At 45.4% G+C, this 14,857-nt stretch carries 14 protein-coding genes and 1 other annotated feature; all 14 genes read left to right on the forward strand.

The window, feature by feature from the left end:
• Nucleotides 1–23: 23 nt before the first annotated feature.
• The 14 genes from ASD24_RS16455 to rpoC all read left to right on the forward strand — a co-directional run bounded on the left by ASD24_RS16455 (nucleotide 24) and on the right by rpoC (nucleotide 14,718).
• Complete coding sequence (locus ASD24_RS16455; RefSeq protein ID WP_056697774.1) at nucleotides 24–485, forward strand: Mini-ribonuclease 3; 462 nt, start codon at nucleotides 24–26, stop codon at nucleotides 483–485.
• 83 nt (nucleotides 486–568) lie between these two features.
• Complete coding sequence (gene rlmB / locus ASD24_RS16460; protein WP_056697644.1) at nucleotides 569–1,315, forward strand: 23S rRNA (guanosine(2251)-2'-O)-methyltransferase RlmB; 747 nt, start codon at nucleotides 569–571, stop codon at nucleotides 1,313–1,315.
• 5 nt (nucleotides 1,316–1,320) lie between these two features.
• Complete coding sequence (locus ASD24_RS16465; RefSeq protein WP_056697646.1) at nucleotides 1,321–1,842, forward strand: NYN domain-containing protein; 522 nt, start codon at nucleotides 1,321–1,323, stop codon at nucleotides 1,840–1,842.
• Nucleotides 1,843–2,012: 170 nt separating this feature from the next.
• Entirely contained in the window at nucleotides 2,013–2,657 is a 645-nt protein-coding gene (gene sigH, locus ASD24_RS16470) for an RNA polymerase sporulation sigma factor SigH (RefSeq protein ID WP_024633601.1), read from the forward strand.
• 304 nt (nucleotides 2,658–2,961) lie between these two features.
• On the forward strand, nucleotides 2,962–3,111 hold the full coding sequence (gene rpmG, locus ASD24_RS29980; RefSeq protein ID WP_072735843.1) for a 50S ribosomal protein L33: 150 nt from the start codon (nucleotides 2,962–2,964) through the stop codon (nucleotides 3,109–3,111).
• Between the two features lie 21 nt (nucleotides 3,112–3,132).
• Complete coding sequence (secE, locus tag ASD24_RS16475; RefSeq protein WP_056697649.1) at nucleotides 3,133–3,324, forward strand: preprotein translocase subunit SecE; 192 nt, start codon at nucleotides 3,133–3,135, stop codon at nucleotides 3,322–3,324.
• Nucleotides 3,325–3,346: 22 nt separating this feature from the next.
• The gene (gene nusG, locus ASD24_RS16480) at nucleotides 3,347–3,880 is read left to right on the forward strand and encodes a transcription termination/antitermination protein NusG (RefSeq protein WP_056697652.1); all 534 of its coding nucleotides are present in this window, start codon (nucleotides 3,347–3,349) and stop codon (nucleotides 3,878–3,880) included.
• A 68-nt stretch (nucleotides 3,881–3,948) separates the two neighbouring features.
• On the forward strand, nucleotides 3,949–4,374 hold the full coding sequence (gene rplK, locus ASD24_RS16485; protein ID WP_056697655.1) for a 50S ribosomal protein L11: 426 nt from the start codon (nucleotides 3,949–3,951) through the stop codon (nucleotides 4,372–4,374).
• Between the two features lie 94 nt (nucleotides 4,375–4,468).
• Complete coding sequence (gene rplA, locus ASD24_RS16490) at nucleotides 4,469–5,161, forward strand: 50S ribosomal protein L1 (protein ID WP_056697658.1); 693 nt, start codon at nucleotides 4,469–4,471, stop codon at nucleotides 5,159–5,161.
• A gap of 68 nt (nucleotides 5,162–5,229) precedes the next feature.
• Nucleotides 5,230–5,376, forward strand: a sequence feature (ribosomal protein L10 leader region).
• 24 nt (nucleotides 5,377–5,400) lie between these two features.
• Nucleotides 5,401–5,904 carry a 50S ribosomal protein L10 gene (gene rplJ, locus ASD24_RS16495; RefSeq protein ID WP_056697660.1) on the forward strand — a complete coding sequence of 168 codons (504 nt, stop codon included), beginning with the start codon at nucleotides 5,401–5,403 and terminating at the stop codon, nucleotides 5,902–5,904.
• Nucleotides 5,905–5,975: 71 nt separating this feature from the next.
• The gene (rplL, locus tag ASD24_RS16500) at nucleotides 5,976–6,338 is read left to right on the forward strand and encodes a 50S ribosomal protein L7/L12 (RefSeq protein ID WP_056697662.1); all 363 of its coding nucleotides are present in this window, start codon (nucleotides 5,976–5,978) and stop codon (nucleotides 6,336–6,338) included.
• Nucleotides 6,339–6,434: 96 nt separating this feature from the next.
• Nucleotides 6,435–7,052, forward strand: a complete 618-nt coding sequence (locus tag ASD24_RS16505) for a class I SAM-dependent methyltransferase (RefSeq protein WP_056697665.1) — start codon at nucleotides 6,435–6,437, stop codon at nucleotides 7,050–7,052.
• Nucleotides 7,053–7,445: 393 nt separating this feature from the next.
• The gene (rpoB, locus tag ASD24_RS16510) at nucleotides 7,446–10,991 is read left to right on the forward strand and encodes a DNA-directed RNA polymerase subunit beta (RefSeq protein ID WP_056697667.1); all 3,546 of its coding nucleotides are present in this window, start codon (nucleotides 7,446–7,448) and stop codon (nucleotides 10,989–10,991) included.
• Between the two features lie 112 nt (nucleotides 10,992–11,103).
• On the forward strand, nucleotides 11,104–14,718 hold the full coding sequence (gene rpoC, locus ASD24_RS16515; protein WP_056697670.1) for a DNA-directed RNA polymerase subunit beta': 3,615 nt from the start codon (nucleotides 11,104–11,106) through the stop codon (nucleotides 14,716–14,718).
• The last annotated feature ends 139 nt before the right edge of the window (nucleotides 14,719–14,857 follow it).

Here is a 14,857-nt window from a genome sequence, read left to right on the forward strand (position 1 = left end):
CAGTAGATAATGAGACACAGCGAATGGAGTCTGAAGAAACAACAACGCATATCGCAGAGGGGGGCTGGTTTCCCTACCCTCCCTCACGGCCTGCTCGTCTGATTCCTCCAATTGCTCTGGCTTATATTGGAGACGCTGTGTACGAGGTGGCGGTACGTCAGTATTTGTTATCCAAACCCAACATGCGCCCGAATCATCTGCACCGTAGTGCAACAGGGCTTGTATCAGCCAAGGCTCAGAGCCGAATTCTTACAGGAATTGAACCAGAGCTGACCGAAGAAGAACGTGATATGGTTCGTCAAGGGCGAAACGCGAAGTCTGGTTCCGTCCCTAAGAATGCGGATGTTCTAGAGTATAGACATGCTACGGCGCTCGAATGTCTGATCGGTTATTTGTATAGCAGCGGTCAACATGATCGTATGATTGCATTGATTGGTCGTGGGATTGAGCACGCAGAACAACAAGCGCAATCTTCGACAAAATAATTGAATTTCAACGAAAACCGCTACGTGAGTTTTGTCTAAACGAACTAAGGCTCGCGCAGCGTTATAGAGAGGATCGAACAACAATGGAAGAAGAATGGATCGCTGGTAAACACTCCGTAACGGAGGCACTACGCTCAGGTCGAACCATTAATAAAATATGGATTGCGGATACGGCCCAAAAGCATCTGACCCAGCCGATAATTGCGGAAGCGAAAAAATTAGGGATTGTGATCCAACATGTGGACAAGCGTAAATTGGATCAAACTGTTCCAGGTATACAGCATCAGGGGGTTGTAGCTCAAGCTGCGCCTTATGCTTACGTTGAGGTAGAAGATATTCTTGCCGCAGCTAAAGCGAAGGGGGAAGACCCATTTCTGATTTTGCTCGACGAAATCGAAGATCCACACAACCTTGGTTCCATTTTGCGGACGGCAGACTGCACAGGCGCTCATGGTGTCATTGTACCTAAACGCCGTTCAGCAGCAGTGACTGCTACGGTATCCAAAACATCAGCAGGAGCTGTTGAGTATGTACCTGTAGCGCGAGTAAGTAACTTGGGTCAAACGATTGATCGTCTCAAGGAAGAAGGCGTGTGGGTGGTCGGCACGGATGTTACTGCCAAAGAAGATGTATTTGGCAATGGGGTCTTTACAGGACCTGTAGCGCTCGTGATTGGGAATGAGAACAAAGGTATGGGGCGCCTCATCCGTGAAAAATGTGATGTGTTGATTAAATTGCCGATGCAAGGTCAGATTAACTCTCTTAACGCTTCCGTTGCTGCGGGTGTAGTTATGTATGAAGTGCTCCGGTCACGCCAAGTGCAGGAATAGAAACTATGGCTGACTCCCGTGATGTGCTTCTTGTAGACGGGTACAACATGATCGGTGATTGGCCAGAGCTGTCTAAGTTAGCGCAAAGTGGATTGGAAGAAGCGCGCAACCGCCTTCTATCGCGTCTTGCTGACTATCAGGCCTTCTCTGGCCGGAAGGTCATTGTTGTTTTTGACGCCTACCTCGTGCCCGGACTCGGCAAATCCTTTACACAGAGCAAAATACAGATCTATTTCACAAAGGAAAAAGAGACGGCGGATGAATGCATTGAGAGACTCGTTCGGGAACTCAGTATGCGAAGACGACAAATCTATGTGGCTACAAGTGATATGGTAGAGCAACACGTCATTTTTGGACAGGGAGCTTTGCGTGTGTCTGCTAGGGAACTGCTGATTGAAGTAGAGCAGAACGAAAAAGAGCTGCAAAAACGTTTGGAAGAAAGGCAGTCTCAAACGACACGCAATACACTTGGGGGGAAACTCAGTCCAGATGTTTTGAAACAATTTGAGCGCTGGCGCAGGGAATAATCTTGTTTTTTACAGATATTACAATATTGAAAGTCTTGACAATTATGTTATTCATGTTCTTTTTTAGGCAGAGCGTGGTTGACGGTGTGAGGTAGCATCATATATACTTGTCCTATATTTCATAGAGTAGAGTAACGGGGTACCTTGCGTTGCAGCCGGAGGGATTGTCTGTGAGTGTCGACCTCAAAGATATCATGTTATCAAAGTATGATTACCAAAGTGACGAAGACATTGTCGAAGCGGTCCGTGAAGGTGAAAGCGAAGCGCTGGAGTTTTTGATTAACAAATATCGCAACTTTGTACGCGCCAAGGCAAGATCTTATTTTCTGATTGGGGCAGACCGGGAAGATATTATTCAAGAAGGAATGATTGGACTCTATAAATCTATTCGAGATTTTAAGGGTGACAAATTGGCTTCGTTCAAAGCTTTCGCTGAACTGTGTATTACACGGCAGATCATTACGGCGATTAAGACAGCGACACGTCAAAAGCACATTCCACTTAATTCATATGTGTCTCTGGACAAGCCTATTTATGATGAAGAATCCGATCGTACCTTACTCGATGTGATTTGTGGAACCCAGGTCAGCGATCCTGAGGAACTTATCATTAATCAGGAAGAGTTTGTAGGCCTGGAAGATAAGATGTCAGAGATTTTAAGTGATCTGGAACGTAAAGTGTTAATGTTGTATCTTGACGGTAGATCTTATCAAGAAATCGCAGTCGATCTGGACAGACATGTGAAGTCCATTGATAATGCGCTACAGCGTGTGAAGCGAAAACTTGAAAAGTATTTGGAAGTACGAGATAATTGAACAATTGTTGTCGTTGACGGAAAAGGCTCGGGGTTTGAGTCTTTTTTTGCTGCTTTAAGTTTATAAAATAAAAGATTGATAATACTAGTAATCGTTCGATCCAAGTAGGAGAAGAGAGAAAATCAGAGATAAGCAGCCGAATGCAGACACGCGGAACTTTTACCCAGTAATGAAAGGCTATTCTTTCGTTGACATGGTTATACCCTTATGATAAAGTGTTTTAGGTAGGCCTAAATTCGCGGCTTTTTTTTTAGGATCAATTTAGAGACTCTGCTTAAGCGGAAGTCTTCGGGAGGTGTACATCATGCGGGTAATTATCACTTTGGCTTGTACTAACTGCAAACAAAGAAATTACACAACGACAAAAAACAAGCGTAATCACCCCGACCGCATGGAGATGAAGAAATTTTGCAAGTTTTGTAACGAGCAGACTTCTCATCGCGAAACCAGATAGTTTTTGGGAGGTGTAGTCGGCGTGAAACGAAGTTTCAAATCTCTGATTTCCTTTTTCTCAGAAAGCTGGGCTGAACTTAAAAAAGTTCGCTGGCCTAATCGCAAAGAGCTTACCAACTACACGTTGATTGTTCTTGGTACTGTTGTGGTTATGACGCTGTTTTTTTGGGTCGTTGACATCGGCATCTCCTTTGTGATCGAAGCGATTATTTAAGAAGGGTCCCAGGTGGCTTGATATGGAAAAAAGATGGTACGTCGTTCATACCTATTCAGGGTATGAGAACAAGGTCAAAGCCAATTTGGAAAAACGCGTAGAGTCCATGGGCATGGAAGACAAGATTTTCCGCGTTCTTGTTCCGATGGAAGAAGAAGTGGTGAACAAAGACGGTAAGAAAAAGACCGTTATGCGTAAAGTTTACCCCGGTTATGTCTTGGTTGAAATGATCCAAACGGATGACTCTTGGTATGTTGTTCGCAACACACCAGGTGTTACGGGATTTGTCGGTTCGACAGGTTCCGGGTCCAAACCAACTGCACTGTTGCCTGAAGAAGTGGAACAAATTCTGAAGCATATGGGCATGGTTGAACCGAAGCCGAAAATTGAATTCGATATTAAGGAATCCGTACGTATTAAAGTTGGACCTTTTGCGAATTTTGTGGGCTCCGTGGAAGAAATTTTGGTAGACAAAAGCAAGTTGAAAGTGCATGTGAACATGTTTGGACGGGAAACACCGCTTGAGTTGGAATATACACAAGTGGAGAAGATATAGTTTCTTCAAGTTTCTTGTGGGAGAACCGAGAGGTTCGCTAACCACTATTTTGCAAGGAGGTGTCAATCATGGCAAAAAAGGTAATCAAAATGGTAAAACTTCAGATTCCAGCAGGTAAAGCGAATCCAGCGCCTCCGGTAGGTCCAGCATTGGGTCAAGCAGGTGTCAACATCATGGCATTCTGTAAAGAATTCAACGCTCGTACAGCCGATCAAGCGGGATTGATTATTCCAGTTGAGATTTCTGTATTCGAAGACCGTTCCTTTACATTCATCACTAAAACTCCACCAGCAGCAGTTCTGTTGAAAGTGGCAGCTAAAGTTGAAAAAGGATCCGGCGAGCCGAATAAGAAAAAAGTCGCTACCGTTAAGCGTGATGCGGTACGTCAAATCGCGGAACAAAAAATGCCTGACCTGAATGCAGCAGACGTTGAGTCCGCAATGCGTATGGTCGAAGGTACTGCCCGCAGCATGGGTATCACCATCGAAGACTAATTTTCATCTGAAACATAGCTTCGTAAAACCGGTCGATTCGCGACCGGTTGATGTGGGAGGTATATCCGCTAACACCACAAAGGAGGAATATAACATGGCTAAACACGGTAAAAAATACCTGGAAGCTGCTAAGCTGATCGACAGCGAAGCAACTTACGAGCCTTCAGAAGCTGTAGAGCTTGTGAAAAAGGCAGCCACTGCAAAGTTCGATGAAACTATCGAAGCAGCAGTACGTTTGGGTGTAGACCCTCGTAAGCAAGACCAGGCTGTACGTGGTGTTGTTGTCTTGCCACACGGCACAGGTAAAACACAACGCGTATTGGTATTTGCAAAAGGTGACAAAGCGAAAGAAGCGGAAGCGGCTGGCGCGGACTATGTTGGTGATGCAGACATGATCAACAAAATCCAACAAGGCTGGTTCGAATTCGACGTCTGCGTAGCGACACCAGATATGATGAGTGAAGTAGGTAAATTGGGCCGACTGCTCGGCGGTAAAGGTCTAATGCCTAACCCTAAAGCCGGAACGGTAACTTTCGACGTAACTAAGGCTGTTCAAGAAATTAAAGCCGGTAAAATCGAATATCGTCTGGATCGTGCAGGTCAAATTCACGCACCGATCGGTAAAGCATCTTTCTCTAACGAGCAACTCAATGAGAACTTCAAAGCTCTCATGGATGCTTTGAACCGTGCTAAACCGGCGGCAGCTAAAGGTGTTTATCTGAAGAATATTAGCATTTCTTCTACGATGGGCCCTGGTGCACGCGTGAACGCAGCAGCTTTTAGATAAAATGTTCTTGACAGGTTCGTCCTGTTCTGATATTCTATAAAAGTTGTGAGTCCGAGTGACTGACCGTTGACATTTGAATATGCTTGCCGTAGACAGTAGGTGCCATCAGGCTTAATTTCCTACCGAGGTGTGATTATAGAACTTAGAACGATGTAAATCGATGATGAGTATATATCAAGCCTTCGTGATTCTACGGAGGCTTTTCTTAATGGGATAAATTTGATCAGGAGGTGTACAGATTGGCAAACGCAAAAGTGATTCAAGCAAAACAAGAGTCCGTTGATGTGGTTACAGCAAAATTGCGCGAGAGCGCTACTACAGTTGTTGTTGACTATCGCGGATTGAACGTTGCCCAAGTAACTGAGCTGCGTAAGCAGCTTCGTGAAGCCGGAATCGAATTCTCAGTGCTGAAAAACACGTTGCTTCGCCGCGCAACTGCTGCAGCAGAGCTGACAGAACTCGATAGTGTTCTTACAGGTCCTACAGCAATTGCATTCAGCGGAGAAGACGCTGTTGCTCCAGCCAAAATTCTGAACGACTTCGCGAAAAAGAACGATGCACTGAAATTGAAAGGTGCAGTTGTAGAAGGTCGCGTAATCGGAGAAGAAGAAGTTAAGGCATTGGCAGAACTTCCATCCCGCGAAGGTCTCCTTTCCATGCTCCTCAGCGTGCTTCAAGCGCCAGTGCGCAACTTCGCGCTTGCGGTTAAAGCTGTTGCAGACAAAGAAGAACAAGGCGCGTAAGCTACTTGATCTGAATACTGCTTAGCAGTAACGAAATACAAAAAAAAAAAATTATATATGGAGGTTCAATCATGAGTAAAGAGCAAATCTTGGAAGCAATCAAAGGCATGACTGTACTGGAACTGAACGATCTTGTTAAAGCAATCGAAGAAGAATTCGGCGTAACTGCTGCAGCTCCAGTAGCTGTTGCAGGTGGCGGAGCTGCTGCAGCTGAAGCTGAGCAATCCGAGTTCGACGTAATCTTGGCAAGCGCTGGCGCTTCCAAAATCAACGTTATCAAAGCAGTTCGCGAAATCACTGGTCTTGGCTTGAAAGAAGCTAAAGAAGTAGTTGACAACGCTCCAAAAGCATTGAAAGAAAAAGTAAGCAAAGAAGAAGCTGAAACTATCAAAGCTAAATTGGAAGAAGCAGGCGCTACAATCGAAGTTAAATAATTTGGCTTTTACAAGCTGAATGAACAAAACAACAAACCCCTTGACTTATATCAAGGGGTTTGTTGCTGTAATTGCAAATGGAAAGTGAGTGAGGGCATGTCCAATCATTATTATTCGGACAAACCGCAAGTAGCGCATGATCGGAAGGCAACTGAAACGATGCTTCGTGGATTTAGTCTGCGGTTCGTGACAGACGCTGGTGTATTTTCCAAGAACGGAATTGATTATGGCAGCAGAGTATTAATTGATGTGATGGAGATTCCGTCAGGAGCTCACGTTCTTGATGTGGGTTGCGGATACGGACCGATGGGTCTTACAGCAGCGAAGCTTGTACCGGATGGACATGTCACCATGATTGATATCAACGAGAGAGCTGTTGAACTTTCCAAGGAAAATGCAAAAGCGAATGGAATTAACAATGTTACCGTCATGCAAAGTAATCTACTGGCTGAAGTGAAAAAGGAAGACTTTGACGTTATACTAACCAATCCGCCTATACGGGCTGGGAAAGAAACGGTTCATATTATATTTGAACAGGCTCATCGTCATTTGAAGGTTGGTGGTTCGTTGTGGATCGTTATTCAGAAGAAGCAGGGAGCTCCTTCGGCAAAATCGAAGTTGGAGTCTTTGTTTGGAAGAGTAGAGGAAGTCACAAAGGATAAAGGCTACCGAATTTTCAAAGCGGTGAAAACGGAAGAAGTCGCTGAAGGTTGATTTCCGATTTGTAAAGTAAGCAGGGGAGCATTTTTTTTGCAATAGGACTATTGACTTGAAATTCAGGTCGTGGTATTATTGTAAAATGTCAGTATTAAGATGCCCTACTTGGCTTTAGCTAACTAAAAATGTCAACCTTTTTTTACGCCGAACGGGCTTATTATGCCAACGTTTGGCGTATAATATGTACATTTTGGGCAAACTGGGGATAAGAATGTTTTGGAAGACATCCGCCGATCAAAGTTGCTCTTTTTTCGAACGACATTTCGAGTAAGGGCTTTTCTTTATTTGTGGATGCATTGCTTTGCTCTGTATGTGTACCATTATAAGGTTACAAACAGAGGTTCGCAACGAAATTTTTAAAGTGAGTAGACATTGAGGGGTGAGTTTAAGTTGGCAGGACATCTTGTTCAATATGGTCGACGCACTCGGCGCAGTTATGCACGAATTAACGAGATACTCGAAGTTCCGAACCTGATTGAAATCCAACAAAAATCCTATGATTGGTTTTTGGAGGAAGGGTTGCGCGAAATGTTCCAGGATATCTCGCCGATCCAGGATTTTACAGGCAATTTGATTTTGGAATTTATCGATTACAGTCTCGGAGAACCGAAGTATACAGTAGACGACGCTAAAGAGCGTGACGTTACTTATGCAGCACCGCTTCGGGTCAAAGTCCGGCTCATTAATAAGGAAACCGGCGAAGTCAAGGAGCAGGAAGTATTCATGGGAGATTTCCCGCTGATGACCGATACTGGCACATTTATTATTAATGGTGCGGAACGGGTTATTGTCAGCCAGTTGGTTCGCTCTCCTAGCGTTTACTTCAGCACTAAAGTAGATAAGAATGCCAAAAAGACGTATACCGCGACAGTTATTCCTAACCGCGGCGCTTGGCTCGAACTGGAGATGGACGCGAAGGACGTTGTTTATGTCCGGATCGACCGCACACGTAAAATACCGGTGACGGTTCTCCTGCGTGCACTTGGTTTTGGCACAGACGCTGAGATTTTGGATCTGCTCGGTAATGACGAATATATCCGCAACACACTGGATAAAGATAACACAGATTCCACGGAGAAAGCGCTGATTGAAATTTATGAGCGTCTTCGTCCGGGTGAGCCACCTACGCTTGATAATGCGAAGAGCTTGCTCGTAGCGCGTTTCTTTGATCCAAAACGTTATGACCTGGCTAATGTAGGTCGTTACAAAATCAACAAAAAACTTCACATCAAAAATCGCTTGTTCAATCAACGCTTGGCTGAGTCTTTGGTTGATACCGAAACTGGTGAAATCATTGCTGAAGCAGGTCAAATGGTTGACCGTCGTTTGCTCGACGAGATCATGCCACACCTAGAGAAAAGCGTTGGTTTCCGCACATATCATGTGGCGAACGGTGTTTTGGATGCCAATGATATCCCGATGCAAACCATTGATGTGTTCTCACCGATTGAAGACGGTAAAGTTGTTAAATTGATTGCCAATGCTAACATTGACAAATCAGTTAAGAACATCACACCGGCAGATATTATTTCATCAATCAGTTACTTCATTAATCTACTGCACGGCATCGGTAGCACAGATGATATCGATCACCTGGGTAACCGTCGTCTGCGTTCAGTAGGTGAACTCTTGCAGAACCAGTTCCGTATCGGTTTGTCCCGTATGGAGCGTGTAGTTCGTGAGAGAATGTCCATTCAGGATGCTAACGTAATCACGCCTCAGGCTTTGATTAACATACGTCCTGTTATTGCATCGATTAAAGAGTTCTTCGGTAGTTCTCAATTGTCACAGTTTATGGATCAAACGAACCCACTGGGTGAGTTGACGCATAAACGTCGTCTGTCCGCACTCGGACCAGGTGGTTTGACGCGTGAGCGTGCCGGCATGGAAGTCCGTGACGTGCATCCATCCCACTATGGCCGGATGTGTCCGATCGAGACACCAGAGGGACCGAACATTGGTCTGATCAACTCCTTGTCTACGTTTGCTCGTGTAAACGAATATGGTTTCATTGAAGCTCCGTATCGTTGGGTAGATCCGAAGACGGGTGTTGTAACTGAGCAGATCGATTACCTGACAGCAGACGAAGAGGACAACTATGTTGTCGCTCAAGCGAACGCGCAGCTGAATGAAGATGGAACATTTGCTGAAGAAGCGATCATTGTACGTTACAACAAGCAATCGGATAACATCCTTACGATGCCGAGTGAGCGAGTTGACTACATGGACGTATCTCCTAAGCAGGTTGTATCCGTCGCTACAGCGCTCATTCCGTTCCTTGAGAACGATGACTCCAACCGTGCGCTTATGGGATCGAACATGCAGCGGCAAGCCGTTCCACTCTTGATTCCTAAAGCTCCGCTTGTCGGAACAGGTATGGAACATAAAGCCGCAAAAGATTCTGGTGTATGTATTGTCTCCAAATATGACGGGATTATCGAACGTTCTTCTGCGAACGAGATCTGGCTCCGTCGTTTGGAAGAAGTAGATGGCCAAGAAGTCAAAGGCGATATTGTTAAATATAAATTACACAAATTTATGCGTTCGAACCAAGGAACATGCATTAACCAACGTCCGATCGTCAAAAGAGGTGCTGTTGTCAAAGCTGGCGACATCCTTGCAGATGGTCCTTCAACGGAAATGGGTGAATTGGCTCTAGGACGTAACGTTGTCGTTGCCTTCATGACTTGGGAAGGTTACAACTACGAGGATGCGATTTTGCTCAGTGAAAAACTTGTTAAGGAAGATGTATATACATCCATCCATATCGAGGAATATGAGTCAGAAGCGCGTGATACGAAGCTCGGACCTGAAGAGATTACACGTGATATCCCGAATGTTGGGGAAGAAGCGCTACGTAACCTTGACGAGCGCGGTATCATCCGAATCGGTGCTGAGATCAGTGCTGGCGACATTCTAGTTGGTAAAGTAACGCCAAAAGGTGTAACTGAGCTGACAGCTGAAGAACGTCTCTTGCACGCAATCTTCGGTGAGAAAGCACGTGAAGTACGTGATACTTCCTTGCGTGTACCTCACGGTACGGACGGAATCGTAGTAGACGTTAAAGTGTTCACACGTGAGAACGGTGATGAGCTGCCTCCAGGTGTTAACCAACTCGTTCGTGTGTATATCGCCCAAAAACGGAAAATCTCCGAGGGTGATAAAATGGCCGGACGTCACGGTAACAAAGGGGTCGTGGCTCGTATCCTACCGGAAGAAGATATGCCTTTCTTGCCGGATGGTACACCTGTTCAGATCGTTCTTAACCCACTGGGCGTACCTTCCCGGATGAACATCGGTCAAGTACTTGAAGTTCACTTGGGTATGGCAGCAATGCAGTTGGGGATTCACGTAGCAACTCCTGTATTCGACGGAGCGAAGGAGTATGACGTCTTCGATACGATGGAAGAAGCAGGAATGCAACGTAATGGTAAAACTGTCCTGTATGATGGTCGTACAGGTGAAGAGTTTGAACGTGAAGTTACCGTTGGTGTCATGCACATGATCAAGCTGGCACACATGGTTGATGATAAAATTCATGCCCGTTCCACAGGTCCTTACTCTCTCGTTACGCAACAGCCATTGGGTGGTAAAGCCCAATTCGGTGGACAACGTTTCGGGGAGATGGAAGTATGGGCGCTTGAGGCTTATGGTGCAGCTTATACCTTGCAAGAAATCTTGACCGTTAAGTCCGATGATGTTGTTGGTCGGGTGAAAACGTATGAATCCATCGTCAAAGGTGAGAATGTTCCGGAACCAGGCGTTCCTGAGTCATTCAAAGTATTGATCAAAGAGCTGCAAAGCTTAGGTATGGACGTTAAGATTTTGAGTGAAGATGAGCAAGAGATTGAAATGAAAGAAATGGACGATGAAGATGACGCTGCGAGCGATAAGCTCAGCCTCAACCTTGAGGGTACAGAGGTCGGAGCGGAGTAACCGCTTCGGGCGCATGATGACCGGCGTTTTTCATCAGGCTCGCGTCTTGCTCCGGCTTCGGCCGGAGGGGGCGTAACCTAGAATACAGGACTTGGTTAAGGAGGGTTGCTCCTTGTTGGACGTCAACAATTTCGAATACATGAAGATCGGGCTTGCTTCCCCAGAAAAAATTCGTTCTTGGTCCCGCGGAGAAGTAAAAAAACCGGAAACGATCAACTATCGTACGTTGAAACCGGAAAAAGAAGGGCTGTTCTGCGAAAAGATTTTTGGCCCTACAAAGGACTGGGAATGTCATTGCGGTAAATACAAACGCGTCCGTTATAAAGGCGTTGTCTGTGATCGTTGTGGCGTTGAAGTAACACGTGCGAAAGTTCGTCGTGAACGGATGGGTCATATCGAGCTCGCTGCTCCAGTATCACACATTTGGTACTTCAAAGGTATTCCGAGCCGTATGGGTCTCGCTTTGGATATGTCTCCAAGATCTCTCGAGGAGATTATTTATTTTGCATCATATGTAGTAACTGATCCAGGAGAAACTCCACTGGAGAAAAAACAGCTGTTGTCCGAGAAAGAATACCGCAGCTACCGTGAAAAATACGGATATGGTTTCCAAGCTGGTATGGGTGCAGAAGCAGTTAAAAAATTGCTTCAAGATCTTGATGTAGATAAAGAACTTGATTTCTTGAAAGAAGAGCTCCGTACTGCACAAGGACAACGCCGTAACCGTGCAATTAAACGTTTGGAAGTTATCGAAGCTTTCCGTAACTCTGGCAATAAGCCGGAGTGGATGATCATGGATGTACTTCCTGTGATTCCGCCGGAACTTCGTCCTATGGTACAGCTTGATGGTGGACGTTTCGCTACGTCTGACCTGAATGACTTGTACCGCCGTGTAATTAACCGGAACAACCGTCTGAAACGTCTGCTTGATCTGGGCGCGCCAGATATTATCGTGCAAAATGAAAAACGGATGCTGCAGGAAGCTGTTGACGCATTGATCGATAACGGTCGTCGTGGTCGCCCTGTAACAGGTCCTGGTAACCGTCCTTTGAAATCTCTCAGCCACATGCTGAAAGGTAAACAAGGCCGTTTCCGTCAAAACTTGCTCGGTAAACGTGTTGACTATTCTGGTCGTTCCGTTATCGTTGTTGGACCTTACCTGAAAATGTATCAGTGTGGTCTGCCAAAAGATATGGCACTTGAATTGTTCAAGCCTTTTGTTATGAAAGAGCTTGTAAATAAAGGGCTTGCCCACAACATCAAGAGCGCTAAACGTAAAGTTGAGCGTGTAAGTCCTGAAGTTTGGGATGTTCTTGAAGAAGTAATTAAGGAGCATCCGGTTCTGCTTAACCGTGCCCCTACGCTTCACCGTCTCGGTATTCAAGCATTTGAACCGATTCTCGTTGAAGGTAAAGCGATTCGTCTTCACCCACTAGTATGTACGGCGTACAACGCCGACTTTGACGGTGACCAAATGGCCGTGCACGTTCCATTGTCCGCTGAAGCTCAAGCGGAAGCGCGTATCTTGATGCTTGCATCAGGTAACATTTTGAACCCGAAAGACGGTAAACCGGTTGTTACTCCTTCCCAGGATATGGTGCTTGGTTCTTACTACCTCACTATGGACAACAAGGAAGAAAAGGGCACAGGTATGATCCTGCGTACTGTCAATGAGGCTGTATCAGCTTACCAACGTGGTACTGCTGGACTGCATGCTCGTGTAGCTATTCCAGTTAAGGCGCTTGGTAAAACAAGCTTCACGGAAGAGCAACAAGAGGGCATGTTGCTGACAACGATCGGTAAAATTATCTTTAACGAAATTTTCCCGGCAACCTTCCCTTATATCAATGATGCGACTCGTGCAAACCTTTATCAAGGTACTGCCGATCACTCATTCGTATATGAGAAAGGCGCAGACCTCAAAGAAGCTATCATGAATGCTCCTCTGGCTGGTGGCGTCGGCAAAGAATATCTCGGATCCATCATTGCACGTTGCTTTGAAATTTATCACACAACGGAAACAGCCGTTATCTTGGATAAAATCAAACAACTTGGATTCACATACTCTACTCGTGCTGGTATTACCGTTGCGGTGTCGGACGTTATCGTTCCGCCTGAGAAGTTCGAAATTCTTAGATTGTCTGAGGAAAAAGCACAAATCGTTACGAATCAATACCGTCGTGGTTTGATTACAAACGAAGAGCGCTATGACCGTATCATTGATATTTGGTCAAAATCTAAAGATGACATCACTGAAATCTTGATGAAGTCCATGGATCGTTACAACTCCATCATGATGATGGTTGACTCCAAAGCGCGGGGTAACAAATCGCAAATCACTCAATTGGGCGGTATGCGTGGTCTGATGGCCAACCCATCTGGTCGAATTATCGAACTCCCAATCAAATCGAACTTCCGTGAAGGTCTGACGGTACTCGAGTACTTCATCTCAACTCACGGTGCGCGTAAAGGTTTGGCCGATACGGCTCTACGTACAGCGGACTCAGGTTACCTGACTCGTCGTCTCGTAGACGTTGCACAAGATGTAATTGTTCGTGAAGATGATTGTGGAACAGATAAAGGATTCACTGTAAGTCGTATCCAGGATGGTAAAGAGGTTATTGAAGATCTCTACGACCGTATTGAAGGCAGATACTGCTTCGAGACATTGCGTCATCCAGAAACGAAAGAAGTTATTGTAGGCCGCAATGAATTGATTGACTCCGACAAGGCAGAGGCTATCATTGAAGCGGGCATAACTAAATTGCAAATCCGCTCTGTACTCAGCTGCCGTGCTCGTCATGGTGTCTGCAAGAAGTGTTACGGTCGTAACTTGGCGACTGGTAAACACGTGGAGATCGGTGAAGCAGTTGGAATTATCGCAGCACAATCCATTGGTGAACCAGGAACCCAGCTTACAATGCGTACATTCCATACCGGTGGTGTAGCCGGAGACGATATCACGCAAGGTTTGCCGCGTATCCAAGAGTTGTTTGAGGCTCGTAATCCTAAGGGTCAAGCAACGATCAGTGAGATTGATGGTGTGGTTAAAGAGATTCGCGAAGCGAAAGATCGTCGTGAAATCGAAATTCAAGGTGAAGCAGAATCCAAAGTATATGCTGTTACCTACGGTTCCCGTGTCCGCGTAAGCGAAGGCATGGAAATTGAAGCGGGTGACGAGTTGACAGATGGTTCTATCGATCCGAAAGAAATGCTGCGCATTAAAGGCATACGTGGTGTGCAAAACTACATTTTGCAGGAAGTACAGCGCGTATATCGTAACCAAGGCGTAGAAATCAATGATAAGCACGTCGAAGTTATGATCCGTCAAATGCTGCGTAAGATCCGTATCGTAGATGCAGGAGATACAACGCTGTTGCCAGGATCGTTCGTTGATATGCATGAGTACGAAAGAGCTAACAAAATTGCGATTCTTAGTGATAAAGAGCCAGCGGTTGCAAAACCAATCTTGCTCGGTATCACGAAAGCATCCTTGGAAACAGACTCTTTCCTCTCAGCAGCTTCGTTCCAAGAAACTACACGTGTCTTGACGGATGCAGCGATCAAAGGTAAAGTCGATCAGTTGCTCGGTCTTAAAGAGAATGTAATCATCGGTAAACTGATTCCTGCAGGTACCGGTATGAACCGTTATCGCAGCATCAAATTTGCTGAGCCAGAAGATGGCCAATCTTCAGTAGAAGAACTTGAGCCAGTTTCGGTTGATTAATAGATTGCTCTTCATTTGAAGAGAATCGAAGGTTTTGTACGTCAGTGAGCGGACGTTTGTTTAATACAGATGGACGTTCCTGATGTACGTAAACTTTTGATAAAATGTTTTGGTGATAGCATTGACAATGTTTGTTCTA

This window comes from Paenibacillus sp. Root52 (genome assembly GCF_001426865.1).
Taxonomy (GTDB): domain Bacteria; phylum Bacillota; class Bacilli; order Paenibacillales; family Paenibacillaceae; genus Paenibacillus.

Bases quoted from the DNA above. Each gene is read 5' to 3' on its own strand.
- ASD24_RS16455 (WP_056697774.1), top strand. From the start codon at position 24: ATGGAGTCTGAAGAAACAACAACGCATATCGCAGAGGGGGGCTGGTTT.
- rlmB (WP_056697644.1), top strand. From the start codon at position 569: ATGGAAGAAGAATGGATCGCTGGTAAACACTCCGTAACGGAGGCACTA.
- ASD24_RS16465 (WP_056697646.1), top strand. From the start codon at position 1,321: ATGGCTGACTCCCGTGATGTGCTTCTTGTAGACGGGTACAACATGATC.
- rpmG (WP_072735843.1), top strand. From the start codon at position 2,962: ATGCGGGTAATTATCACTTTGGCTTGTACTAACTGCAAACAAAGAAAT.
- nusG (WP_056697652.1), top strand. From the start codon at position 3,347: ATGGAAAAAAGATGGTACGTCGTTCATACCTATTCAGGGTATGAGAAC.
- rplK (WP_056697655.1), top strand. From the start codon at position 3,949: ATGGCAAAAAAGGTAATCAAAATGGTAAAACTTCAGATTCCAGCAGGT.
- rplA (WP_056697658.1), top strand. From the start codon at position 4,469: ATGGCTAAACACGGTAAAAAATACCTGGAAGCTGCTAAGCTGATCGAC.
- rplL (WP_056697662.1), top strand. From the start codon at position 5,976: ATGAGTAAAGAGCAAATCTTGGAAGCAATCAAAGGCATGACTGTACTG.
- ASD24_RS16505 (WP_056697665.1), top strand. From the start codon at position 6,435: ATGTCCAATCATTATTATTCGGACAAACCGCAAGTAGCGCATGATCGG.